This window comes from Actinomadura sp. (genome assembly GCF_044508335.1).
GTDB lineage: Bacteria > Actinomycetota > Actinomycetes > Streptosporangiales > Streptosporangiaceae > Spirillospora.
The window spans coordinates 37,943-62,287 of record NZ_JBIQHY010000004.1 but is presented as its reverse complement, the minus strand read 5'-3'; the positions used below and the strand labels follow the sequence as shown (position 1 = coordinate 62,287).

At 72.4% G+C, this 24,345-nt stretch carries 20 protein-coding genes; 4 read left to right on the top strand and 16 right to left on the bottom strand.

The window, feature by feature from the left end; translation table 11 throughout:
- Positions 1-153: 153 nt before the first annotated feature.
- Positions 154-744, bottom strand: coding sequence for a GNAT family N-acetyltransferase (locus tag ACIWVC_RS02940; protein ID WP_396445087.1), 591 nt, complete (start codon positions 742-744; stop codon positions 154-156).
- Positions 745-750: 6 nt separating this feature from the next.
- Positions 751-2,355, bottom strand: a complete 1,605-nt coding sequence (locus ACIWVC_RS02935) for an XRE family transcriptional regulator (protein ID WP_396453767.1) — start codon at positions 2,353-2,355, stop codon at positions 751-753.
- A 412-nt stretch (positions 2,356-2,767) separates the two neighbouring features.
- On the opposite strand from ACIWVC_RS02935, the gene ACIWVC_RS02930 reads away from it, so the two are divergent.
- The 4 genes from ACIWVC_RS02930 to ACIWVC_RS02915 all read left to right on the top strand — a co-directional run bounded on the left by ACIWVC_RS02930 (position 2,768) and on the right by ACIWVC_RS02915 (position 6,453).
- A complete protein-coding gene (locus ACIWVC_RS02930; RefSeq protein WP_396445089.1) occupies positions 2,768-3,052 on the top strand; it encodes a hypothetical protein in 285 nt (94 codons plus the stop codon).
- A gap of 217 nt (positions 3,053-3,269) precedes the next feature.
- On the top strand, positions 3,270-4,325 hold the full coding sequence (locus ACIWVC_RS02925; protein ID WP_396453766.1) for a mechanosensitive ion channel family protein: 1,056 nt from the start codon (positions 3,270-3,272) through the stop codon (positions 4,323-4,325).
- A gap of 49 nt (positions 4,326-4,374) precedes the next feature.
- Complete coding sequence (locus ACIWVC_RS02920; RefSeq protein ID WP_396445091.1) at positions 4,375-4,770, top strand: globin; 396 nt, start codon at positions 4,375-4,377, stop codon at positions 4,768-4,770.
- A 108-nt stretch (positions 4,771-4,878) separates the two neighbouring features.
- Positions 4,879-6,453, top strand: coding sequence for a glycoside hydrolase family 13 protein (locus ACIWVC_RS02915; protein ID WP_396453765.1), 1,575 nt, complete (start codon positions 4,879-4,881; stop codon positions 6,451-6,453).
- 150 nt (positions 6,454-6,603) lie between these two features.
- Here the strand turns inward: ACIWVC_RS02915 and ACIWVC_RS02910 are convergent, their stop codons facing one another.
- From ACIWVC_RS02910 to cobT, 14 genes are all read right to left on the bottom strand, one after another.
- Positions 6,604-7,998 carry a S28 family serine protease gene (locus ACIWVC_RS02910; protein ID WP_396445093.1) on the bottom strand — a complete coding sequence of 465 codons (1,395 nt, stop codon included), beginning with the start codon at positions 7,996-7,998 and terminating at the stop codon, positions 6,604-6,606.
- A 161-nt stretch (positions 7,999-8,159) separates the two neighbouring features.
- Entirely contained in the window at positions 8,160-8,753 is a 594-nt protein-coding gene (locus ACIWVC_RS02905; RefSeq protein WP_396445094.1) for a GNAT family N-acetyltransferase, read from the bottom strand.
- On the bottom strand, positions 8,750-9,181 hold the full coding sequence (locus ACIWVC_RS02900; RefSeq protein ID WP_396445095.1) for an acyl-CoA thioesterase: 432 nt from the start codon (positions 9,179-9,181) through the stop codon (positions 8,750-8,752). The genes ACIWVC_RS02905 and ACIWVC_RS02900 overlap by 4 nt, the downstream gene beginning before the upstream one ends.
- A 54-nt stretch (positions 9,182-9,235) precedes the next feature.
- On the bottom strand, positions 9,236-10,564 hold the full coding sequence (locus ACIWVC_RS02895; RefSeq protein ID WP_396445096.1) for an enolase C-terminal domain-like protein: 1,329 nt from the start codon (positions 10,562-10,564) through the stop codon (positions 9,236-9,238).
- On the bottom strand, positions 10,561-12,072 hold the full coding sequence (locus tag ACIWVC_RS02890) for an aldehyde dehydrogenase (NADP(+)) (RefSeq protein WP_396445097.1): 1,512 nt from the start codon (positions 12,070-12,072) through the stop codon (positions 10,561-10,563). The genes ACIWVC_RS02895 and ACIWVC_RS02890 overlap by 4 nt, the downstream gene beginning before the upstream one ends.
- A gap of 97 nt (positions 12,073-12,169) precedes the next feature.
- The gene (locus ACIWVC_RS02885) at positions 12,170-12,817 is read right to left on the bottom strand and encodes a hypothetical protein (RefSeq protein ID WP_396445098.1); all 648 of its coding nucleotides are present in this window, start codon (positions 12,815-12,817) and stop codon (positions 12,170-12,172) included.
- Positions 12,801-13,289, bottom strand: coding sequence for an RNA polymerase sigma factor (locus ACIWVC_RS02880; protein WP_396445099.1), 489 nt, complete (start codon positions 13,287-13,289; stop codon positions 12,801-12,803). The genes ACIWVC_RS02885 and ACIWVC_RS02880 overlap by 17 nt, the downstream gene beginning before the upstream one ends.
- Before the next feature lie 796 nt (positions 13,290-14,085).
- Positions 14,086-15,750 (bottom strand): energy-dependent translational throttle protein EttA, encoded by a 1,665-nt coding sequence (gene ettA, locus ACIWVC_RS02875; protein ID WP_396445100.1) that lies wholly within the window; start codon positions 15,748-15,750, stop codon positions 14,086-14,088.
- 143 nt (positions 15,751-15,893) lie between these two features.
- On the bottom strand, positions 15,894-17,186 hold the full coding sequence (locus ACIWVC_RS02870) for a GGDEF domain-containing protein (protein ID WP_396445101.1): 1,293 nt from the start codon (positions 17,184-17,186) through the stop codon (positions 15,894-15,896).
- Between the two features lie 421 nt (positions 17,187-17,607).
- Positions 17,608-18,072, bottom strand: a complete 465-nt coding sequence (locus ACIWVC_RS02865; protein WP_396445102.1) for a single-stranded DNA-binding protein — start codon at positions 18,070-18,072, stop codon at positions 17,608-17,610.
- Positions 18,073-18,155: 83 nt separating this feature from the next.
- The gene (locus ACIWVC_RS02860) at positions 18,156-19,853 is read right to left on the bottom strand and encodes a GTPase family protein (protein ID WP_396445103.1); all 1,698 of its coding nucleotides are present in this window, start codon (positions 19,851-19,853) and stop codon (positions 18,156-18,158) included.
- Positions 19,850-21,685 carry an AAA family ATPase gene (locus ACIWVC_RS02855; RefSeq protein ID WP_396445104.1) on the bottom strand — a complete coding sequence of 612 codons (1,836 nt, stop codon included), beginning with the start codon at positions 21,683-21,685 and terminating at the stop codon, positions 19,850-19,852. The genes ACIWVC_RS02860 and ACIWVC_RS02855 overlap by 4 nt, the downstream gene beginning before the upstream one ends.
- 125 nt (positions 21,686-21,810) lie before the next feature.
- Entirely contained in the window at positions 21,811-23,049 is a 1,239-nt protein-coding gene (gene cobA / locus ACIWVC_RS02850) for a uroporphyrinogen-III C-methyltransferase (RefSeq protein ID WP_396445105.1), read from the bottom strand.
- Positions 23,050-23,204: 155 nt separating this feature from the next.
- Positions 23,205-24,345 (bottom strand): nicotinate-nucleotide--dimethylbenzimidazole phosphoribosyltransferase (gene cobT / locus ACIWVC_RS02845; RefSeq protein ID WP_396453763.1); only part of this gene is annotated, 1,141 nt, incomplete at its 5' end.

Here is a 24,345-nt window from a genome sequence, read left to right as displayed (position 1 = left end):
TGAACCCGGCCTCTAGGACGCGACCGGCTGCTCGCGCTACGCTCCCCCAAGAACACGCACGGGGTACCCCGTGCGGATGATCGGCCCCCTCCTGGGGTTGGGAAGCCTCCAGGAGGGGGTCGCGTTCGTTGCGGCCCCGAGGGCTCCGGGGGGTCAGCGGAGGGGTTTCTCCAGGTAGATGTTGACGATGCCGCCTATGGTCTCGCGGCGGGTCTCCGTCCAGCCGAACTTGCGGTAGAGGGCCAGGGCGGGGGCCTGGAGCTCGGTGGTGTCGGCGCGGAGGACGCGGTAGCCGTACTCGGCGGCGCGCTCCTCCAGGGCGCGCACGACGGCGGCGCCGTAGCCGCGGCGCTGCACGGCGGGCAGGACGCGCAGGCGGACCATCTCGACGGCGTCCAGGGCGGGCGCGCCGGGGGCGTAGCCGCCGAACGCGCGGGCGTGGCCTCCGGGGATGAGGTCGGCGCGGCGCAGGCCGCCCATCGCGACGATGCCGTCGCCGAGCTCGCCGACGAGGAACTCGCCGTCGTTGCGGAGATAGATGTCCTCCATGCGGAAGAAGTCGTGGTCGTAGTAGACGCCGTCGCCGGGGCGCAGGCCGACCTGGGCCAGGCCCTCCCGGTGCAGGGCCAGGACGACGCCGTGGTCGGCGGGGCGGTACCGGCGGATCCGCAGGTCGCCGAAGCGCCACACGGGGGGCTCGTCCTGGAGCCGGTCGAGGTGGCCTTGCGAGAACGTGCTGCTCATCCTGGGTCAGACCTGCTCGGACGGGGGGACGGCGGCCGGGCTCTTGACCGAGGGGCCGGCGAGCGCCTCGTAGAAGTCCTTGAGCTCCGTGATCTCGCCGTACTTGGCCGAGACGGCCGCGCCGATCTGGCGGGCGCGGTGGACGAGGATGTCGGAGCGGTGGTCGGGCGGCAGGTCGTGGATGGCCTCGCGCCCGGCCGTCAGCGCGGCGTCGGGATGGCCCGCGTGGAGTTTGCACATCGCGCGGTCGAGGCGCACCAGGGTCAGGTCGACGCGGTCGGTGGGCGCATAGAGGGTGAGGGCGTGGCTGAGCACCTCGTCGCCGTGCTTGTGGTCGCCGAGGTTGGTGAAGGTGTCGCCCTCGTAGAAGGCCATCTGCCGGTCGGTGAACCCGAACACGAGGTCGGAGGTGTCGGTCTTGGACAACTGGTCGAAAACCGAGCGTCCGCGCACGAGGGCGCGGCGCGCGCTGGGGGCGGCGTCGCCGCGTCCGCGCATGGCGAGCATGCCGAGCGCGCGGGCCTCCACGGCGGGGGCCATGGCGGCGGCGACGCCGGGCGTCCGGCCGGCGAGGTCCTGGGCCTTGCGGGCCAGGTGCAGGGCCTCGCGCGGGTCGCCGTAGTACATCGGCACGAGGGACTCGCGGACGGTCACCCAGGCGCGCAGCTGCCGGTCGCCGGTCTCGTCGGCGGCGGTGCGCGCGGTGCGGAAGAACGAGCGGGCCAGCCGGTGGTCGCCCAGATTGATCATGATCAGGCCGGACAGCCCGGACAGCTGCGCGGCGATCCGGCACAGCCGCTCCTGGAGTTCGACCGGCTGCCGCTTGTCGCACATGCGCCGCACCTCGCTGAAGTCCAGCAGGACGTCGCAGAGCATACGCAGCGAAGGGGTCGCCTGATACTGCCGGCCGTAGCCGTAGGTCGTCTCCTCCCACTGGTCGAGCATGGTCGGCGAGACGGTCGCGCCGACGAGGGTGTCGTCCATCTTGCGGCGCAGGTTGTCGACGGCCCCGAGGAACTGGCCGTCGAGCGCCACGCCCGCTCCGGCCAGGAGTTGCAGAAGGGTTCTGCGAAGCACGATGTCCTCCTCTCCCACATCAATGGTCTGGGGGCCTTCGGCGCGGTCGGGGCCCCGTAAATCGGTCACGGTTACCCAGGGCCGGTCGTCGGCCCTGGGGACGATCGCCCCGACGAGCGCGTCGGGGTCGGGCGCCGCACGCCCTTCCGGGGCGCGCGGCCGGGGGACGCTCGGGGCGGCCGTGCGGCCGGCGTGGCCGCGGCCGCAGATGCAGGGGCTCCGGTAGTCGAGCGCGTCCGGCTCGACCCGGTAGACGGCGCACAGGTAGTGCAGGTACTCGGGACCGGGTCTTTTGTACCCGCTCTCGTAGGCGGACAGCAGCGTCTCCCCCAGCCGGGGCGGCGGCTTGCCGTCCACCTCGTAGAGCGCCCTGACCTGCGCGACGATGTCGGACAGCGCGACGCCGTGGGCGAGGCGGTGCGCCTTGATCCGGCTGGTGCCGAACAGCGGCGCGCACTGCTCGTGGATCTCCTGCGCGATCTGTACCGGGGTGCGGCCGCGGGCCAGAGCGTGCGCGCGGATCCGACGGGCCACTTCCGTCTCTTTACGGGGGGGATCCGACATCGACTCCGGCCTCCTCACCGTCGTGCCGGGACGCCGCCCCCAGGGGGAGGGGGTCGTCCCTGCCACGGCGACCGGTCACTAGATGGCCACGACAGATAATCTCTCGCGCACGCAGCGTAACCCCCGTCACGGGGGCCGCCAAGCGGTTTCGGTGAAGAGGTGAGGGCCGGGAGGCACCCCGCCCCCCGCGGGTAGAGATTCTTCCTCCACGGGAGAGGACGCTTCCCCTGAGGTGGGGTAATCCGGTACTTCACCGGACGGCCGCTCTCTTGACCCGCCAGTGTGAGAGTTGCAATTCTCGCCGGGAGTGACCGGACGGATCCGGAGAGTCGATCTTTCCGCCCGGTCCGGTCCGCGCACGGTGCTCGCCCATGGAGGGGGTGTGAAGGTGGTCAGCGACAGACGCGTCGGCTACCTCGAAGAGCTGGAGCACGCACTCGACACGCAGGGCCTCGTCGCCCGCGTCGTCCGCACCCGTTCCGGGCCGGCCTTCCTGCGGGTCGTGAACCCGGAGGCCGCGAGCCTCGCGGAGGACGTCACCTGCGCACCGGCCCCCGAGACGAAGGACCACTACTTCTGGTGGTCGTGGGGCGAGCGCATGCACCGCGTGGACGACGTGGGCGGCGCCGCCATGAAACTGGCGCGCGTGCTCCAGCCGCTCCCCTGAGACCGGGCGTGTCCCGCGGTCCGCGGCCGGAACGGCGCGGCAGCCGCCGGCCCGCGGGACACGCTCGCCCGACAGCCCCTCCCCGGCCGGTCCGCGCCGCCGCGGCCGGCACCGCGCGAAGCGGTCGGAACCGTCCCCTGCGATCGGCTTCGTTTCGGTGCCGCGAGTCCACGGTCGTGGCGGCCATGCACCAGAATGGCCGGGGAGGGTCTGCACAATGTCACTCGCCGCGTCGTCCTTAGCCGGATCGCCGCTCGCCGTATCGCTCGCCTCGCACGTCCCGGCGCTCGCCGGAGGGGCGCTGCCCTGGGCCGACAAGGGCACCCCGGAGACCGCCTGCGGGGACCCCACGCCGACCACCGCGTGCCGGCTCGTGTGGAACGTCTCACACAACAAGGGCTTCACGAAGTTCTTCGCCACGTGGCTCGACAAGCCGCTCACCACGCTTCTGTGGATCATCGTCACGTTCGTCGTCGCGCTGATCGTGAAGAACATCGCGCACCGCATGATCACCAAGATCACGCTGCGGATGGCCGAGGGGACGATGTCGGAGCGGGCCCGCGAGCGCGCCCGGACGGTCTTCGACGGCAGCCCCGCCCTGCTGAACAAGCGGCGCGCCCAGCGCGCGCAGACGCTCGGCTCGGTGCTGCGCTCGATCGCGTCCGTCCTGATCATGGGGACGGCGCTGTTCAGCATCCTCGGCTCGCTCGGCCTCAACCTGGCGCCCATCCTGGCCAGCGCCAGCGTGATCGGCGTCGCGGTCGGGTTCGGCGCGCAGAACATCGTCAAGGACCTGCTCGCCGGGCTGTTCATGCTGCTGGAGGACCAGTACGGCGTCGGCGACTACATCGACGTGGGCAGCGCCAAGGGGACGGTCGAGGCCGTCACGCTGCGGGTCACCCGGATGCGGGACGTCGACGGCGTCGTCTGGTACGTCCCCAACGGCGAGATCAAGCAGGTCGGCAACGAGTCGCAGAACTGGGGGCGGGCCGTCCTCGACATCCCCGTCGACATCCACGAGGACACCGAGAAGGTCAAGGAGATCCTCCAGACCACCGCCGACGGGATGGCCGGCGACCCCGCGTGGAAGGACCTCATCCTGGAGGAGCCGTCGGTGTGGGGCGTGCAGGCCCTCGCCGGCGACGCCATCGTGATCAGGGTGGTGCTCAAGACCGCGCCCGGCAAGCAGGGCGAGATCGCCCGCGCGCTGCGCGAGCGCGTGAAGCGGTCGTTCGACGAGGCGGGCATCGCGGTGGCCAAGCCGGCGTCGTAAGCGATCAAGGTGAGGACCGGGACGCATCTCACATATGGTGGGGAGCGCTATGGCTGAACAGGTGACTTTCTACGAGGCGGTCGGCGGTGAGCCGACCTTCCGCCGGCTGGTGCACCGCTTCTACCAGGGCGTCGCGGAAGATCCCGACCTGCGGCCCATGTACCCGGAGGAGGACCTCGGCCCCGCGGAGGAGCGGCTGCGCCTGTTCCTGATGCAGTACTGGGGCGGCCCGAACACCTACAGCCGGCGGCGCGGGCATCCGCGGCTGCGGATGCGGCACGTGCCGTTCGTCATCGACGAGGCCCAGCGCGACCGGTGGCTGAAGCACATGCGGGTCGCGGTGGACGAGCTCGGCCTGCCCGAGCCGCTGGAGAAGCAGCTCTGGGACTACTTCCTGATGGCGGCGCGGAGCCTGGTGAACGCGCCCAGCCAGGCGCCCATGTGACACGCCCGCGCGGCGCGCCCGGCCGGGCGCCCGTGTACGCGCACGCGCGGCGCGCGCATGTGACGCGATCACGTGACCGGTCCCGCGTATCCGGGTAGATCGGGCTGTATGACGCGAATCCCGTGGTGGCGCAACGCCGTCGTGTACGAGGTCTACGTCCGCAGCTTCGCCGACTCCGACGGGAACGGCGAGGGCGACCTCCAGGGGATCCGGTCGCGGCTCGGCCACCTGCGCGACCTCGGCGTGGACGCGCTCTGGCTCACCCCCTTCTACACGTCCCCGCTCGCGGACGGCGGCTACGACGTGGCCGACTACCGCGACGTCGACCCCCGGTTCGGCACGCTCGACGACTTCGACGCCCTCGTCGCGGACGTCCACGCGCACGGCCTGCGGCTGATCATCGACATCGTCCCGAACCACTCGTCCGACCGGCACCGCTGGTTCCAGGAGGCGCTGGCCGCGCCGCCCGGGTCGGCCGAACGGTCGCGCTACATCTTCCGCCCCGGCAAGCCGGGCGGGCGCCCCGGCGAGGAGCGGCCGCCGAACGACTGGCCGTCCGCGTTCGGCGGCCCGGCCTGGACTCAGGTGGACGACGGCGAGTGGTACCTGCACCTGTACGCGCGCGAGCAGCCCGACTTCAACTGGCGCAACCCGGAGATCCGGCAGGAGTTCGAGGACGTCCTGCGGTTCTGGCTCGACCGCGGTGTGGACGGCTTCCGCATCGACGTGGCCGCCGGCCTGTTCAAGGACGAATCGCTCCGCGACCTCGGCCCGAACGACCGCCGCGCCCTCAACGGACCGATCTACAGCCGTCCCGAAGTCCACGACGTGTACCGCCGCTGGCGCCGGATCCTGGACGGGTACGACGGCGACCGCATGGCCATCGGCGAGGTGTGGACGGACGGCCCCGAGGACCTCGCGCTCTACCTGCGCCCGGACGAACTGCACCAGGTCTTCCAGTTCGACCTGCAGCTGGCTCCGTGGTCGGCGCAGGCGTTCCATGACGTGATAGTCGCCGCGTTGAAGGCCGTCGCGCCCACCGGCGCCGCGCCCACGTGGGTGCTGTCCAGCCACGACTCCATCCGGCACGTGACCCGCTACGAGCAGCCGGGGAGCTTCCCCGGGATCGGCCGCGCCAGGGCCAGGGCGGCGCTCCTGCTGCTCTTGGCGCTCCCGGGGTCGGCGTACCTGTACCAGGGCGAGGAACTCGGCCTGCCGGAGGTGAAGGACCTCCCGGACGAGGCCAGGCAGGACCCGATCTTCGAGCGCACGAACGGGGAGCTCGCCGGGCGGGACGGCTGCCGCGTCCCGCTGCCGTGGTCGGGCCGGGCCGAGCCGTACGGGTTCTCTCCCGGCGGCGTCCGGCCGTGGCTGCCGATGCCGCGCGACTGGGCGTCCATGACGGTGGAGGCGCAGGCGTCCGACCCGTCCTCCATGCTGGCGTACTACCGCGGCGCGCTGGCGATGCGCCGCCGCCTCGCGGGCGACCTGCCGGAGGAACTGGAGTGGCTCGACTCCCCCGACACGGCCCTGTTCTTCCGGCGCGGCCCGCTCACGTGCGCGCTCAACTGCGGGGAGAACCCGGTGCGGCTCCCGCCGGGCACCCCCCTCCTGACGAGCGCCCCGCTCTACGGCGACCTGCTCCCCGGCAACACCTCGGCCTGGCTCGCACCGCCCGAGTAGCACCGCCCGAGTAGCACCGCGCGTGCGGCACCGGCCGAGTGAGCACCACGGGTCCGGCGGCGCGCCGGAGACGGCGACGCGGTGCGCCGGGCTGTGCCAGGGGTCAGCGCACAGCCGGCGCACCGCGAGCTTCGCCGGTGCGACGTCCTGCTACAGCGGCGGGCGCTGCAGCTGGAGCGGGTCGTCGGCGCGCGGGGCCGCCTTGAAGGTCTGGACGCCGGCTTCGACGCCCGCCCAGCGCTTGACGTCCGCGACCGCCGCGGCCTGCTCGTCGGCGGGCAGCCTGGCGATGAGGCGGGCGCTGTGGTTCATGCCGGGCGCGACGTAGACGGCCGAGTCGCGGGCGCCCCGGCCGAGGGTGAACGGCTCGGCGCCCCACGGGTCGTTCGCCCCGTACAGGAACAGCATGTGGTCGGAGTTGTGGCGCACCCAGCGGTCGATGTCGCGCATGGCGCGGCCGCGGTCGAACCGCATGGGGATGTCACGCGGGACGTAGGTGCGCGGCTGGTAGCTGCTCTCGTACCGCAGCAGCGGCCTCAGGTGCTTGAACTTCGGCGACGGCCAGCCGAGCTGCGTGCCCGCCTGGTAGTAGTACGGGATGTACGGCGCGAGGCCCTGGTCGCTGTAGAACGACAGCCCGGAGATGGTGTCGAGCGTCTGGTACAGCTCGTCGTCCGAGGCGTCCACCGGCGGCAGTGACGCGCAGTCGGACTGGAGGCTGTACTGCCAGAACGCCCACTCGTAGTCCATCACCGAGTTCTCGAACGCGCGGTCCTGCGTGCGCAGGATCGTGAAGGTCAGGCCCTGCTCGTCGGCGGCGGCCTTGAAGCGCTTGAGCATCGCGGGGCGGCGCTTGAGGAACTCGCGGGCGAGCGCCTTGACGTGCGCACGGCACTTGGGGTCATCGCCGACGGTCTTGAAGAACTGGTCGTAGGCGTGGTCGTCGTTGTTGTTGACGTCGTTGGGCGCGACGTACACGACGCTGCCGTCCACGTCGTGGGGGTAGAAGCGCTTGTGGTAGACGGCCGTCATGCCGCCCTTGCTCGCGCCCGTCGAGATCCACTTGCCCTTGTAGATGGTCTTGAGCGCGCGGATCAGCCGGTGCTCGTCGGTGGCGGCCTGCCAGATCGTGTCCTTCTTCCAGTCCGTCGGCTCCGGGCGGGACGGGGTGAAGTAGCGGTACTCGACCGAGATCTGGTTGCCGTCGACCAGCGCCGTCGGCTCGGAGGTGAACATCACCTCCGGCGTGTTGTAGCCGCTGGTGTAGAGCACCATGGGCTTGTCCGCCGACTTGTGCTGCAGCATGATGCGCTGCTCGAACCACTGGCCCGACGGCCTGCGGTGGTCGACGGGCTGGCGGTACTCCAGCCAGAACCAGCGGTAGCCGGGAATCGTCGAGGCCTTCTCCGTCACCTGCATTCCGGGAATCGCCTTGAGCTGGGCGAGAATGTCGCCCGCCTGGGCCGCACCCGCCCGCGCGGTGATCGAAGCCTGCGCAGCCGTGGCGCCCGCCCCGGTCATTCCGGCGGCGAGCAGCAGTGCCATCGCTCCTCGTGAGACGCGCCGCATTGTGCCCCTTTCACGTGGGTTCTCCACATTCGCGTCGCGACACTAGAGGGAGAAGAGGGCCTAAAACGGATTGCTGTATCGCTTGTTATCTATCCGTGACGCGCCGGTTGTCACCGGACGGGTGGCCGGAACACCGCTCAGGCCGGCGGATTCGGGGACACTCCGTCGTCCCACGGCGCCAGGCATTCGAAAAGGCGCTCGTCATGCCAGCGTCCGTCCAGGTGAATGTGGCGACGGGCCGTTCCGACGGCGGTGAAACCGTTCTTCAGCAGGACGCGCTGGGACGCATGGTTGTCGACCCGCGTGAACGCCTCGACGCGGTGCAGGCGCAGCGCCCCGAAGGCGGCGTCCAGCGCCTGCCTCAACGCCTCCGTGGCGACGCCGTGGCCGGCGTGCGCGCGCGCCACCCAGTAACCGACGAAGCAGCTCTGGAGGGGACCGCGCAGGATGTTGTTGAGCGTGATCCGCCCGGCGATCTCACCGTCGACCAGGATGACGCCCGGCCACATCTCCTCCATCGCGTACGCCTCGATGAGGTCGTGCAGGTTGTCGCGCTGGCCGTCGAGGGTGAAGTACGACTCGTCCCGTTCCGGTTCCCAGGGGCGCAGGTACTCGCGGTTCTCCCGGACCAGCGCCGCGAGCGCGTCCGCGTCCGCCATCCGGACGACGCGGATCCGCACCCCGGTCCGGCGCCGGTCCAGCGCGGGCGGCTGCCCGGCCAGCGCCGTCATGCGCGGGGCGCCACGTAGCGTCCGATGAACTCCCGCTCCTGCGGCGTCCAGCGCCGCAGCCGGTTCGCCTCCACGTCGAACGCGACGAGCGTCGAGGTCGCCTCCGCGTACACGTTCTCGTCGTCCCGCACCTCGTAGGCGAGCTTGACGGACGCGGCGCGGGCCTCGGTCACCCACGTCTCCACCCTGATCGGGTACACGGTCGGCAGCAGCGGCATCCGGTAGTCGATCTCGTGCCGCGAGATCACCATGCCGCGGACGGGCTGCTCCCCCTTGCGCACCGGGTCGCCGTGGAACATCTCCAGCCGCGCGTCCTCCAGGTAGCCGAGGAACTTGACGTTGTTCACGTGGCCCTGGGAGTCGATGTCGCCGAACCGGATGTTGAACTCGTAGACGTGCCGGTACTCGGCCGGGGGCGTCCGCTGCATGTCCTCGCCTGGGATATAGGGAACCGGGGTCGGCCCGATGCTACCCGCGAGGGTTCAGTCCCGGACGAGGCAGGGGCGCTTGCGGTCGAACGTCCAGCCGGGGATGAGGTACCGCATCGCCGCGGCGTCGTCGCGATCGCCCAGCCCGTGCTCGACGTAGAGCCGGTGCGCCTCCTCCACCCGCTCCTCGTCGATCTCGACGCCGAGCCCTGGGCGGTCGGGCAGGTCGATCGCGCCGTCCACGATCTGGAGCGGGTCCCGGGTGAGGCGCTGGCCGTCCTGCCAGATCCAGTGCGTGTCGATCGCGGTGATCTCGCCGGGGGCCGCGGCGGCGACGTGCGTGAACATCGCCAGCGACACGTCGAAGTGGTTGTTGGAGTGCGAACCCCAGGTCAGGCCCCATGCCTCGCAGAGCTGCGCCACGCGGACCGAGCCGCGCATCGTCCAGAAGTGCGGGTCGGCGAGCGGGATGTCGACCGCGTCCAGCCGGATCGCGTGGCCCAGCTCGCGCCAGTCGATCGCGATCATGTTGGTGGCGGTGCGCAGGCCGGTCGCGCGGCGGAACTCCGCCATCGTCTCGCGTCCGGAATAGCCGAGTTCTGCGCCGCACGGGTCTTCCGCGTAGGCGAGGACGTCCTTCAGCGCGGTGCCGATCCGGATCGCCTCGTCGAGCGACCACGCGCCGTTCGGGTCGAGGTTGATGCGGGCGCCGGGGAACCGCTCGGCCAGCGCGCGGACCGCCTCGGCCTCCTCGTCGCCGCGCAGCACGCCGCCCTTGAGCTTGAAGTCGGCGAACCCGTACCGCTCCTGCGCCGCCTCCGCCTGCCGGACGATCGCGTCCGGCGTCATGGCCTCCTCGCGCCGGACGCGGAACCAGCCGTCCGCGCCCTCCGGGGGAGCTTCGTACGGAAGGTCGGTCTTGTTCCGGTCGCCGATGTAGAAGAGGTAGCCGAGCATCGGGATCGTCCGGCGCTGGACGCCGTCGCCGAGCAGCGCCGCCACGGGCACGCCGAGGAACCGGCCCATCAGGTCGAGCAGCGCCGACTCGATCGCGGTCAGCGCGTGCACGGTGATCCGCGTGTCGTGGGTGAGGGGGCCGCGCCCGCCCGCGTCGAGGTGGCCGAACGCCGCCCGGACGGAGTTCAGGATCTCGTCCGACCGCCCGATGGGCTTGCCGACGATCAGCTCCCGCGCGTCCTCCAGCGTCCGCCGGATGCCCTCGCCGCCCGGCACCTCGCCGACGCCCGTGCCGCCCGACGAGTCGGTGAGCAGCAGCAGGTTCCGTGTGAAGAACGGCCCGTGCGCGCCGCCCAGGTTGAGCAGCATGCTGTCGCGGCCGGCGACGGGCACGACCCGCATCCCGGTGACGACCGGCGTGCTCATCGGGGAACCCCCTGGTAGGCGATCGGCCGCTGGAACCGCTCGACGGCCAGGCTCCCCACCGATGTCGTGCGCGCGTCGGACGTCGCCGGGAACGGCCCGCCGTGGACCATCGCGTGCCCGACCCGCACGCCGGTGGGCCAGCCGTCCCACACGATGCGCCCGGCCAGGCGCTCCAGGACGGGCAGCAGCCGCGCCGCGTCGTCACCCGCGCCGTGGATCGTCGCGGTGAGCTGCCCTTCCAGCCCGCGCGCCGTCTCGATGACCTGGTCGAGGTCGGCGCAGCGCACGACCAGCGAGCAGGCGCCGAAGATCTCCTGCTCCAGGTCCGGGCCGAAGTCCGCGGCGTCCACCGCGGCGAGCGCGGCCCGGCAGCCGGCCGCCGCGCCGGGCGCCCGCCCGCGCGCGACGATCTCCACGCCGGGACGGCCCTCCAGCCGCCGGACGCCTTCGGCGTAGGCGCTCGCGATGCCCGGGGTGAGCATCGGCGCGCCGGGGTCGGCCGCGATCCTCTTCGCGGCCTCGTCCAGGAACGCGTCGAGGTGCGGGCCCTTGACCGCGAAGACGAGCCCGGGGTTGGTGCAGAACTGCCCGGCGCCGAGCGTCACCGACCCGGCGAACCCCTCGGCCAGCTCGCGGGCGCGGGCCGCCAGGGCGTCCGGGAGCAGGAACACCGGGTTGACGCTGCTCATCTCCGCGTAGACCGGGATCGGGCGCGGCCGGTTCGCCGCCGCCCGCGCGATCGCGAGGCCCGCTTTGCGCGACCCGGTGAACCCGACGGCCTGGATGCGCGGATCGGTGACGAGCGCGATGCCGAGCGTGGGGCCGTCCCCGTACAGCATCGAGAACACGCCCTCGGGCAGGCCCGCCTCCCGGACGGCCTCGGAGACCGCCTCCCCGACCAGCTCGCACGTCCCGGGGTGGGCATCGTGCGCCTTCACGACCACGGGGCATCCCGCCGCCAGCGCCGACGCGGTGTCTCCCCCCGCCACCGAGAACGCGAACGGGAAGTTGCTCGCGCCGAAGACGGCGACCGGCCCCAGCGGCACCCGCCCCTGCCGGATCTCGGGCCCGCCCTCGTTCGCGGGGTCGGTGCTCAGGAGCGGCCGGTCGCCTTCGCGGAGACCGTCCAGCGAACCGTTCACGGCAGCGGCGCGCAGATCGTCGGCGAAGAGCCTCAGCTGCCCGGTGGTGCGGCCGACCTCCCCGGTCAGCCGCGCCTCGGGGAGGCCCGTCTCGGACATGGCCCGCTCGACGAGCACATCGGCGAGGCCGTCCAGCCTGCCCGCGACCGCATCGAGGAAGGCGGCACGCCGCTCGGCGCTCGTCGCGCGGTAGGCGTCGAACGCCTCCTCCGCCAGGGCGCAGGCGCGGGCCACATCGCCCTCGTCGCCGTAGCGGTATTCGGGACCGAGGCCGTCACCGGTCCGGGGATCGACCGCGGTGATCGCCCTCCCCGTGCCGGCGACGCGGTCGAAGCCGATCACCATGCGTCCGGTGAGCTGCGGCAAGGGTCCGTCCTCCTCCGTGGGGTCCGAATCGGACGATAGGAGACGGGATCGATACCTGTCCAACACGAAAAACGCATTGTTCGATGCGCGGCGGGCATCATTCGTACGGGTCGACGACTCCACCGGACGGCAGCGCGGCCGAGGCGCTCTTCAGCAGCGCGACGAACTCCGCCAGGCAGGGCACGCACCGCGCGGCGTGCCGGCTGAGCTCCCGGATCCGCTCCTCGCTGAGCACCCCGTCCACCGCCGCGAGATCGTGGACCCGGTGGCACGCCATCGCCTGCGGCGGGGACTCCCGCCCGCACGCGTATCCGGCGAGCATCTCGTCGATCCGGTCGGCGGCCTCGGGATACCCGGCCGCGTAGGACTCGGCGTACGCCTGCGCCGCCTCGGTGACCAGGTGCAGCTCCACGCGGCCCCGGGCGCGCGCGAGCCGGTCGAGCGTCCGCCCCAGCCGCAGCGCGGCGTCCGCGTGATCGTTGCCGGCCGCGATCCGGTACCACCGGACGGCCTCCCCGAGCTCCCCGTCCACCTCATGGCGGCACGCCAGCTCGTAGGCGGCCCGGTCCAGTTCGAGCGACTCCACGAACGACGCGTGCCGCGCCCGCGCGATGTCGTCGCGCTGCCGGCGCCGGAACTCCTCCTCCACCTCGGCGAGCCCGACGGCGAACTCGCCGTCGTCCAGCGCCGCCGCCTCGGCCGCCAGGACCGCGTCCAACCCGCCGGGCTCACAACGCCGACTCACGGCACACCTCGCGGACCAGCCCGTCCAGCCTCCGCCGCCCCCGGTCGACATGGAGCGCCGCGGCGTCCTCGCTCACATCGAGGATGGCCGCGACGTCCGGCACGGGGAACTCCAGCAGGCAGTGCAGCGCGACGGCCTCCCGCTGCCGCCGCGGCAGGCTCCGCACCGCGGCCATGACGCCCGTCTCCGGCGCCTCGCCCGCGACCATCTCGTCCAGCGACGTGCACTGCTCCCGTGCCTTCGCCTGCCAGCGCCGCAGCATGGTGGTCGCGATCCGGAACAGCCAGACGCCGGGCCGCTCGCACGTGACCAGCTCGTCCCACCGGCACCGCGCGGCGAGCAGGCTCTCCCGCACGATGTCCTCGACCCACCGCCCGTCCGCCGTCTGGGCCCGCAGATACCCGGTGAGCCGCGGCGTCCAGTGCCGGTGGAACGCGGGAAACGACGTCACCGACTCCCGCTCATCGTTCACTGCGCCTCCCCCACGAAAGCTCCTTGTGGAACGCGGGAACAACGTTCACCCCAGTCTTACGCATATGGCTGCCACCGGAGCTCACAATCGCCAACATCACCTCAAAGGCACCGACGACCTGCACCCTCACCACTGATCACCCTCAGCAATGACCAACAGGTCACCCCCTACCCCCGCCCACCAGCCCTGATACTCCCGAGTAAAGATCATCACAAAATTGGCAAACAACCCCCGAACCCGACATTCCCCCAACTCCACCACAAACCATTTCCACACCCCAAATACCACCCACCAACCAACACGACCTTGGAGCGCCATGCCGCACCGAAGCCCAGCAGTTCAGGTCAGAATCGCCCAAGCGGCGGCATTCCACAGCATCACCACAGCGAGACGGCCGAGTTCGCTCGCGCCCATTGGCCACACGATCAGCTGGAGACCCCCACGACCACCAAGACCGCCGGACAGCGGTCGGTTGGCGACACGGCAGTGCGGGCGGCAACGGCACCGCGAGCGCGGCCGGCACTTGGCGGCCCGGCCACGGAGAACCGCGGTGGGCGGGCATGGGCGCTTCGCACACGCTGGCCGCGGGTGGTCCCCGCGAATCCCGCGAACACCGGGGTGGTCGGTGCGGGTGGATGTGCCCACCCCGGAGCAGCCGGCATCAGATCGCGGGCGCGTGATAGCCGTCGGCGGGCGGGACGGCATGCGGTGAGGGGGTGGGCTCTCGCGGCGCGTCGCCGGGGGGGTGCGGTGCGGCGGCCGCGTGGTCTCGGGAATCACGCGGCCGCCGGCGCGGTCAGTCGCGGGTGAGCTTGCGGTGGGTCACGCGGTGCGGGCGGGCCGCGTCGGCGCCCAGGCGCTCGATCTTGTTCTTCTCGTAGTCGGCGAAGTTGCCCTCGAACCAGAACCAGTTCGCGCCCTCTTCCCACGCGAGGATGTGGGTGGCGATGCGGTCCAGGAACCACCGGTCGTGCGAGGTGATCACGGCGCAGCCGGGGAATTCGAGGAGCGCGTTCTCCAAGCTGGAGAGGGTCTCGGTGTCCAGGTCGTTGGTCGGCTCGTCCAGCAGCAGGACGTTGCCGCCCTGCTTGAGGGTCAGCGCCAGGTTGAGGCGGTTGCGCTCGCCACCGGACAGGACGCCGGCGGGCTTCTGCTGGTCGGGGCCCTTGAAGCCGAACGCGGCGACGTAGGCTCGGGACGGCATCTCGACCTGCCCGACGTTGATGTGGTCGAGACCGTCCGAGACGACCTCCCACACCGTCTTGTTCGGGTCGATGCCGCCGCGGCCCTGGTCGACGTAGGCGATCTTGACGGTCTCGCCGAGCCGCAGCTCGCCCGCGTCCGGCTGCTCCTCACCGACGATCATGCGGAACAGCGTGGTCTTGCCGACGCCGTTCGGGCCGATGATGCCGACGATGCCGTTCGGGGGCAGGTTGAACGACAGGTCGTCGATGAGGACGCGGTCGCCGAAGCCCTTCCTCAGCTTCTCGGCGACGATCACCGTGTTGCCGAGGCGCGGACCCGGCGGGATCTGGATCTCCTCGAAGTCGAGCTTGCGGGTCTTGGCGGCCTCGGCGGCCATCTCCTCGTAGCGCTCCAGACGGGCCTTGCTCTTCGTCTGCCGCGCCTTCGGGTTGGAGCGGACCCACTCCAGCTCTTCCTGCAGGCGCTTCTTGCGCTTGGCGTCCTTGTTGCCCTCGACCTTCAGCCGGTCGGCCTTCTTCTCCAGGTACGTGGAGTAGTTGCCCTCATAGGGGTAGCAGCGGCCCCGGTCCAGTTCCAGGATCCAGGTCGCGACGTTGTCGAGGAAGTACCGGTCGTGGGTGACCGCCAGGACAGTGCCCTCGTACTTGGCGAGGAACTGCTCCAGCCACTGGACGCTCTCCGCGTCCAGGTGGTTGGTGGGCTCGTCCAGCAGCAGCAGGTCGGGAGCCTCAAGCAGCAGCTTGCACAGCGCGACACGCCGGCGCTCACCACCGGACAGCTTCGTGACGTCGGCGTCGCCGGGCGGGCAGCGCAGCGCGTCCATCGCCTGCTCGAGCTGGCTGTCGAGGTCCCACGCGTTGCGATGGTCGAGCTGCTCCTGCAGCTTGCCCATCTCCTCCATCAGCTCGTCGGAGTAGTCCGTCGCCATCTTCTCGGCGATCTCGTTGAACCGGTCGAGCATCGCCTTGGTCTCGGCGACGCCCTCCTGCACGTTCCCGAGGACGGTCTTCTCCTCGTTCAGCGGGGGCTCCTGCTGGAGCATGCCGACGGTGTAACCCGGCATGAGACGCGCGTCGCCGTTGGAGGGCTGTTCAAGACCGGCCATCATCCGCAGCAGCGTCGACTTACCGGTGCCGTTCGGCCCCAAGACGCCGATCTTCGCGCCCGGTAGGAAATGCAGGGTAACGTCGTCCAGGACGACCTTGTCGCCATGTGCCTTGCGCACACGCTGCATCGTGTAGATGTACTCGGCCATATCCCCAAGACTAGGGGGTTCCGAGCACCGCTTGGTCGCCTCAAGCCCAGCCACCCCCGTACCGGGGACCGTCACCGAGGCTGGAGAGCATGCGGGCCCCGCACGCCGGACGCGCTTCGCGCGGTCCGGCCGAGCGGCGGGGGTCAGGGGCTGCCGGAGGCCCTGGGGCCCTCCAGGGCCGGTAGGCAGACTCGGTCGCGGCCGGACGACTTGGCGCGGTAGAGGGCCAGGTCGGCGGCGGCCAGCAGTTCCAGCAGGTCTTGGCCGTGGGTGCGGAACAGCGCGACGCCGACCGACACCGTGACCGTGACCGTTCCCTCCTCGGCCGGTACCGCCAGCCTGCGGACGCGGCCGCGGAGGCGTTCCGCGACGCGGCACGCCTCGACGGTGTCGGCGCCCGGCAGCAGCACCACGAACTCCTCACCGCCGAAGCGTCCCACCACGTCGTAGTCGCGCAGCTGGTGGCAGAGGGTGCTGGCCACCCCCACGAGGACCTGGTCGCCGATCAGGTGGCCGTGCGTGTCGTTGACCCGCTTGAAGTGGTCGATGTCGATCAGGAGCAGCGCCACGGCGTCGTGGGTGCGCTGCGCCCTGGACAGCTCGGTGTCGGCCTCGCGCTGCCAGGCCGCCGCGTTCAGCAGGCCGGTCTTGGCGTCGGTGCGGGCCGCGGCCTGCAACTGCTGGTGCATCAGGCTGCGCTGCAGCAGCATCACCGGCGGCAGCGCCAGGAACAGCAGGCCCAGCGACAGGGCGCTGGTGATCGCGACGAGGATGCCGACGCAGAGTTCCACGATGTCCAGCAGCAGGCTCTCGCGCGTCCACAGGACGTCCCGCCAGCGGCTCTCGGGGTTCGCCGCGTGCGCCGCGACCGCGACGATCGCGGTGTTCACCACCGTGAACAGCGCCGCGCAGCCGACGGCGGCCGGGATGCCCGGGTACGCCTCGACGACCCACTGCGGCACCCCCTCCAGCGGCTCGGGCACCACGACGTGGAACACCGCCGACGCGCACGCCCCGGCGATGCCGAGCGCCGCGGCGACCACCGCCCGCCGGTAGATCAGCGTCCGGCGCACCCGGAACTGGAGCAGCGCCTGCACCGGCAGCGGGATCAGCAGCGCGTACACCGGCGGCAGCAGCAGCGCGACCGGCAGCCACCACGCCGACAGCAGGTCGCGGGCGACGCCGGCCGGCATGCCGAGCCGCCGGGTCGCCTCGATGCACACCGCCCCGGACGCCAGCAGCGCCGCGAACGTCATCAGGTCGTAGCCCCGGAACGGGGTGTCCACCAGCCCCGCGACGGCGAGCCCCAGATGGACGGCGACGACCACCGGCACGTAGACCGCGAGCAGGGACGGACGCCCCAGTCGCGCCCGGCGCCCGGGCCCGCGGGCCAGCTCCCCACCACGGTCCTCGGCGGACGACTGCACTGCCGTCATCCTTCCCCCTTACGCGAATCACGTTGTGTAACACGATAGTTGCAACCTGTGCGGAAGGGGCGTGAAACAGGTACGTTCGGGAAGGCACATGCGGGTGACCGCTCCGGTCAGCCGCATCAGGGCCCGCGGAATCGCGGTGCTCGGCACATCCTGAGGGGGAAATCGCCATGCGCGGCATTTCCTGGATCTGACCAGGCCGCAAAACCCCGATGGCGCGGGGGCGCAGACCGGCGACCGCGCCGGCCACGCCCCCGCTCCCCCGATCCCTTGCCCCTCCGGCGAGCCCCGCCGGGCAACGCACCTGAGGTCGTCGACGGCCCGGCATCGGAAATCCCTCAGGGGTGCGCCAGCGCGTAGCGGGCACGTCGTCAGCAGTGGCGGCGGTCGGGTGCCGTTCTTCTTTCGGGGCGCCGCCCGGGGGTCAGGCGGCTTTGGGTTCGTCTTCTTCCGCCGGGGCGGTCAGGGCCCATTGGTCGGCGGTTTCCCGGGCCAGGCGGCGGTCTTCTTCGGTCAGGGGGCCGCTGCGTTGGGCCGGGCGGAAGTCGACGGTGCCCCGGTTCAGGTCGGGGCCGAGGGTGATGGCCTCGACCTCGGCGGAGAAGCGCCACTGGTCGTCGCGTTCGTACTGGCGGATGCGCAGGCGGCCGGTCAGGACGACCGGCGTGCCGCGCTGGAGTTCGGACGCGTTGACGTTCTCCGCGAGGTTGCGCCAGCAGTTCACCGTCACGTGGAGGGGCTCGTCGTCCTGCCACTGGTTGGTCTGGCGGTCGAAGCGGCGGGGCGTGCAGCCCACCCTGAGGGAGAGGAAAGGGGTTCCGTTGGACGTGACGGCGTAGCGGGGCTCCGCCGCGACCCAGCCGGTGATGGTCACGTGCGCCTCGTTCACTGTGGCCTCCGTTGTCTCGCGTACGGGTCAACGGTGGCGCGGCGGAGGCGGGCGGGGCCGGGAGTCGCGGAACTGTGGATAACTCAGCCCAGCGCTATGGTCACGTCCTGGCGGAAGCGGGCGTAGACGTCCAGGTCGTCCTCGATGGGCTCGATGACCTTCTGGAAGGCGACGCGCTCGATGCCCCGGCGCATGTGGTGCTCCATCTTCTCGCCGTGTTTGGCGGACGACAGGGCCACCAGGTTGCGGCACGCCGAGGCGGTCAGCCAGCCCATCCCCAGGGTGCAGACGACCAGGACGGCCACATAGGGGATCAGGCCCGCCTGGCCGATGAGGCCGTCGGAGTCGCCGTCGCCGAAGAGGCCGAAGGCGACGAGGAAGCCGATCCACACGACGCTGAGGACGGCGACCAGGACGAGGAAGTACTGCCAGGTCTTGACCAGCCACCACCAGCGCGGCACCGCGTTGAAGGTGGGCAGGGCCTCCCGCAGCGACTCGCCGAGCGCCTCGGGGATCTCGGTCGCGTGGGAGCGGGCCGCCGCGCGGACGGAGCGCCCCCAGTGGGTCGGGAGCTGCGGGGTGATGCCCTCGGTGACGCTCTGCAGCGCGTTGTCGACGTCGCCCTGCTGGGCGCCGATCGGGCCGGTGAAGGCGTTGCGGAGCTCCTCGCGCAGCTCGGTGAGGCGCATGCGGCGCAGCGGGTCCGAGCGGAGCCGGGCGACGATCGCGGCGACGGGCCAGCCGACGAAGTCGGAGGCGCGCAGCTCGTAGGCGCTCTCCATGGCCTCGGCGACGGCGGGCGCGCCGGCCGCGTCGGTGAGCGCCTGGATCAGCTCGGCGCGGTGGGCCTCGTCGACCGTGCTGGGCGGCTCGGCGTCGAAGCGGTAGGCGGTGAAGCGCTCGGCGACCCGGTCGACGTCGGCGGACAGCCGCTCGGTGCGGGCGCGGCGGGCGGCGACGGTGTCGACGAGGATGTCGCGGAACCCGGTCACGCCGTCCTCGGCGACGGCGGAGGTGGTGACGATCCGCGGGTCGGCGAGGCCCTCGGCCTCCAGGAGGCGGCGCAGGTCGGCGACGCAGTCGTCGATCTCGTGCGGGGCGAGCCGGTCGACCTGGTTGAGGACGATCAGGGTGACGCCGGTGTGCCGGGCGAACGGGACGATGTAGTTGCGGTGCAGCGCGGCGTCGGCGTACTTCTGCGGGTCGACGACCCAGACGAGCAGGTCGGCGATCGTGACGAACCGGTCGACCTCGGCGCGGTGCACGGCCTGGATGGAGTCGTGGTCGGGCAGGTCGATCAGCACGAGGCCCTGCAGTCCGGCGTCGGCGCGCTCCATGTCCAGGGCGCTGGCGCGGGCGTAGCGGTGCCGCTTGTCGACGTCGAGCCAGTCGAGCAGCGGCCCGGCGCCGTCCAGCCCCCAGACGCAGGAGTGGGCCTGGGACGTCATCGGGCGGCGCAGCCCGGTCGGCGACAGTTCGAGCCCGCAGATGGCGTTGAACAGCGAGGACTTGCCGCTGCCGGTGCCGCCGGCGAGCGTCACGACGGTGTGGTCGCCGGACAGCCGCAGCCGCTGACCGGCCCGGTCGAGCAGCGCGCCGGCGTCGTCCAGCACGGGCTGCTCCAGCCGCCCGTAGCCGGCCTGCACGAGCCGGTCGAGGGCGTTCAGCCGGTCGACCAGCGCGGGCGGGCCGGTGGGGACGGCGGCGGGCGCGGGCTCGCCGAGCGTCGGGATCCCGCCGGTTCCCGCCGGCGAGTTCGCGGGGATGGCCGAGGTGGTCATCGGGCAACCTCGAGGTTGTAGGTGGCCTGGTACAGCTGGACGGGGACGGTCTCGTCCGGGATGCCCGCCGAGTCGAGCACCTGCCCGAACCGGATGGCCTCCTCGTCGAACAGCATCCCGATGCGGCTGCGCAGGTCGGCGCGGGCCTTGGCGCCCATGCCGCGCAGCGACTCGGCGCCGAACAGCGCCTTCAGCAGCCGCTGCGGGACGGCGCTGTTGCCGCCCTCCACGGCCACGTCGGACGTGCCGTAGCCGAGCAGGCCGATCATCAGGACGAGGGAGACCGCCTCGGTGTCGAACGAGACCAGCTTCGCGACCGAGCGCTTGGTGACGCCCTCGGTGCGGATCAGCTCCTGGACGTGGTCCTGCCAGGAGCTGACGGCCCGGGTGACGCGGCGCGACAGCTCCGGGGAGACGTGCGCGAGGTCGGCGTCCGTCCCGGCGAGGACCTGGCGTCCGGCCGGGTGGTCGCGCCACCGCGCGATGACCTGCTCCGCCCCGTGCTCGGCGGACGACATGATCAGCGATTCGAGCCCGCTGCGCAGCGCGGCCTTCAGCGCGCGCACCCGGGCGGGGCTGCGCCGCCCCGCGCGCCGGCCGGCCGCCCGGCCGCGCCGGGACCGCTGGACGTGCAGCGACTTCAGCAGGTCGCCGGTGCCGGCGAAGTCCTGCCAGCGGGCGAGCACCTCGCCGCGCAGCAGCGAGCCGTTGCGGGTGGCCTCGTCCAGCTCGGCGAGCGCGGTGCCGTACCCGGCCTCGACCTCGCGGGCCAGCTCGGCGCGCTGCTCGACCTGCGCCTCGACCTGCCGGGCCACCTCGGGGACGCGGGTGCGGAGGCTGTCCAGGACGGCGGCGAGGGTGTCGCTGATGACGATCTCGCGGTCCTCGGCGTCCTCGGCGACGCCGATCAGCCATTCGCGGATGTCCTCGACGGTCTCCTCGGGGAGCCGGCTGTTCTCGATGCGGGTCTCGGGGATGGTGAAGCGCTGCGCGTCGCCGACCTCGTGCTCGTCCAGCATCTGGCCGAAGTGCTCGACGACCTCCTCGCCGGCGCCGTCGGGGACGCGGGACAGGACGACGCCGATCGTGGCGCCGTTCTCCCTGGCGCGCTGCAGCATCTGCCAGACCTGCGCGTCGGCGTACCGGGCGGCGGTGGTGACGCACAGCCACAGGTCGGCGGCGGCCATCAGCTTGGTCGCGAACTCGTAGTGGTCTTCGAAGACCGAGTCGAAGTCGGGGCTGTCGAGCAGGGCGAGGCCGGGCGGCAGGACGTCGCTGCTGATGATGACGAGCTGGTCGCCGGCGATGGCGTCGGGCGCGGGGCCGCGGACGCGCCCCATGCCGGGCAGCATCGGCCCGTTCATGAACCACTCGGTGTGGTCGGGGTGGCAGACGAGGATGGGGCTGCTGGTGGTGGGGCGCAGCACGCCGGTGGCGCTCACCCGCGCCCCGACGAGCGTGTTGACCAGCGTGGACTTGCCGGCGCCGGTCGACCCGCCGAGCACCACGAGCATGGGGGCGCCGGCGGCCTGGATGCGCGGGAGGACGTAGTCCTCCAGCTGGGCGCGCAGCTCGTCGCGGGCCTCGCGGGCCTCCTGGACGCCGGGCACGTCCAGCAGCAGGTCGAAGGAGCCGAGCTGATCGCGCAGCGCGGTCAGCGCGCGGATCAGCTCGCCCCGCCGGACCGTCCCGCCGCCGGTCGCGGCGCCGGTGCGGGGGGCGCGCCGCCGGCCGCCCTTGGCCTTGCCGGACGCGGCGGGCTTCTCGGCGGTCTCGGGAGTCTCGGCGGTCTCGGGGGTGTCGGTGCGCTGGGGGGCGTCATTCTCTGGCACGGCGTCCTTCCGGGGCGCGGCCTTCCGGGGCACGGCGCCCCGGCCGGGCGTCGCGGAGTCCTCGATCCCGCGTCCCTGGCCGGCGGCCTCCTCGTCGTGGACCGCGCTTCGCTCTGCCGGGGGTGTCACGGATCCCGTCCCATGTCCGCTCGAATCATGTCGATCTCTCGTGCCACGTTGACCACGTCGCCGACGACCACGATCGCCGGGGGCCGGACCTCGGCGGCGGCCATCTCGTCGGCCACCGTGTCCAGCGTCGCCGTCAGCGCGCGCTGGCCGGGGAGCGTGCCGTCCTGTACCACGGCCACCGGGGTGTCGGACGATCGACCATAGCGCATGAGCGCCGATGCGATGAGCGCCATGCGCTCCACCGCCATGAGCAGGACGATCGTGCCCTTCGCGCGCCCGAGCGCCGCCCAGTCGACGGTCGAGCCGGGGTGGCCGGGCGGGACGTGCGCGGAGATCACGTGGAACTCCTGCGACACCCCCCGGTGGGTGACGGGGATGCCCGCGGCGGACGGCACGGCGACGGCGCTGGTGATGCCGGGGACGACCGTGACCGGGACGCCGTGGCGGGCGCAGTACAGGGCCTCCTCACCGCCGCGCCCGAACACGAACGGGTCGCCGCCCTTCAACCGGACGACGAAGCGCCCGGCCTTCGCGTGCTCGACGAGGCTTTCGTTGATGCGGTCCTGCGCGACCGTCCGCCCGTAGGGGATCTTGGCGGCGTCGATCACCTCGACGTCGGCGGCCAGCTCGTCCAGCAGGCCGCCGGGGGCGAGCCGGTCGGTGACGACGACGTCGGCCATGGCGAGCAGCTGCCGCCCGCGCACGGTGATCAGGCCGGGGTCGCCGGGGCCGCCGCCGACGAGCGCGACGCCGGCGGGCTTCTGCCGGGAGTGCCGGGACTCCAGGCCGCCGTCGCGGAGCCCCTCCACCACGGCGTCGCGGATGCCCGCGGCGCGGCGCGGGTCGCCGCCGAGCAGGACGCCGACGGTCGCGTCGCCCGCGTGCCCGCTCGCGGGCGTCCAGGCCGGGGACGACTCGGCGTCGTCGGCCCGCACCGCCCAGATGCGCGCGGCGTCGGCCTCCGCGACCACGTCCCCGTTGACCTTGGCGTCGTCGGTGACGGCCTGGACGAGCCAGGCGCCCGCGCAGTCGCCGCGCCGGTAGGGCCGCCGGTGCCAGGTGATGCGGCCGCGCTCGGCCAGGCCCTCCAGGGTGGCGGTGACGGAGGGCGAGACGAGGGCGACGTCGGCGCCCGCGTCCAGCAGCGCGGGGACGCGCCGCTGGGCGACCCGGCCCCCGCCGACGACGAGGACGCGTCGCCCGGCGAGTCGCAGGCCTAGCAGGTACGGGGGCACGTGGTGGTTCTCTCAGCTGTTCGCATGCGGATGGCTTGCGGACGACGGTGACCGGCAAGTGTCTTTGCGGAACAAAGGTACTCGGGATATGGAGTTCATGGAGAGGGGCTCCGCTCGTTCGATAGCCGAGCGTGACTCAACCCGTGATCACGCCGTTACGGGTGCCCGGCGTCCTTCTCGCTGACGCCCGCCGAGTCGAACGTGGCGACCTCGTGCAGGACCCGCACCGAGCCCTGGACCAGCGGCAACGCCAGCAGCGCGCCGGTCCCCTCGCCGAGCCGGAGCTCCAGGTCGACCAGCGGCCGCAGCCCGAGCGCCTCGACGGCGGCGGCGTGGCCGGGCTCGGCCGAGCGGTGCCCGGCGACGCACCCGCCGAGGGCGTCCGGGCACAGCGCCGCGGCGGCCAGCGCGGCGGCCCCGGCGATCACCCCGTCGAGGACGACCGGGACGCGCAGCGCGGCCGCGCCGAGGACGAACCCGGCGAGCGCGGCGTGCTCCAGCCCGCCGACCGCGGCGAGGACCTCCAGCGGCGGCGCGGACCCGTCCGGGAGCCCGTGCCGGGCGAGGGCCGCGCGGACGACCTCGACCTTGTGCGCGTGCGTGGCGTCGTCGATGCCGGTGCCGCGGCCGGTGACCCGCTCCGGCGGCAGGCCGGTGAACGCGGCGATCAGCGCGGCGGACGCGGTGGTGTTGGCGATCCCCATGTCCCCGGTGATCAGGCAGCGGGCGCCCTCGGCGGCCAGCTCGCGGGCCACCTCGATGCCGGTCTCGGCGGCGCGGCGGGCCTGCGCGGCGGTCATCGCGGGTCCGGCGGTCATGTCCGCGGTGCCGGGCGCGATCTTGCGCCGGAGCAGGCCGGGGGCGGCGTCCAGCTCGGCGGCGACGCCGACGTCGACCACGCTGACCCGGGCGCCGACCTGGGCGGCGAACGCGTTGACCACGGCGCCGCCGGCCAGGAAGTTGGCCACCATCTGCGCGGTGACCTCCTGCGGCCACGGGGTGACGCCCTGGGCGTGGACGCCGTGGTCGGCGGCGAACACGGCCACGGCGGCGGGCTCGGGCAGCGGCGGGGGGCACCGCCCGGCCAGCCCGGCGAGCCTGACCGACACCTCCTCCAGGACGCCGAGGGACCCCGGCGGCTTGGTGAGCCGCGCCTGGTGGTCGCGGGCGTCCCGCATGGCCGCCTCGTCCAGCGGGCCGATGGCGGCGATGGTCTCGTCGATCAGGTTCACAGCGTCCTTTCCAGGGTCAGATGCTCCAGGGTCAGATGCCGAGCTCGCGGAGCACGTGCAGGAG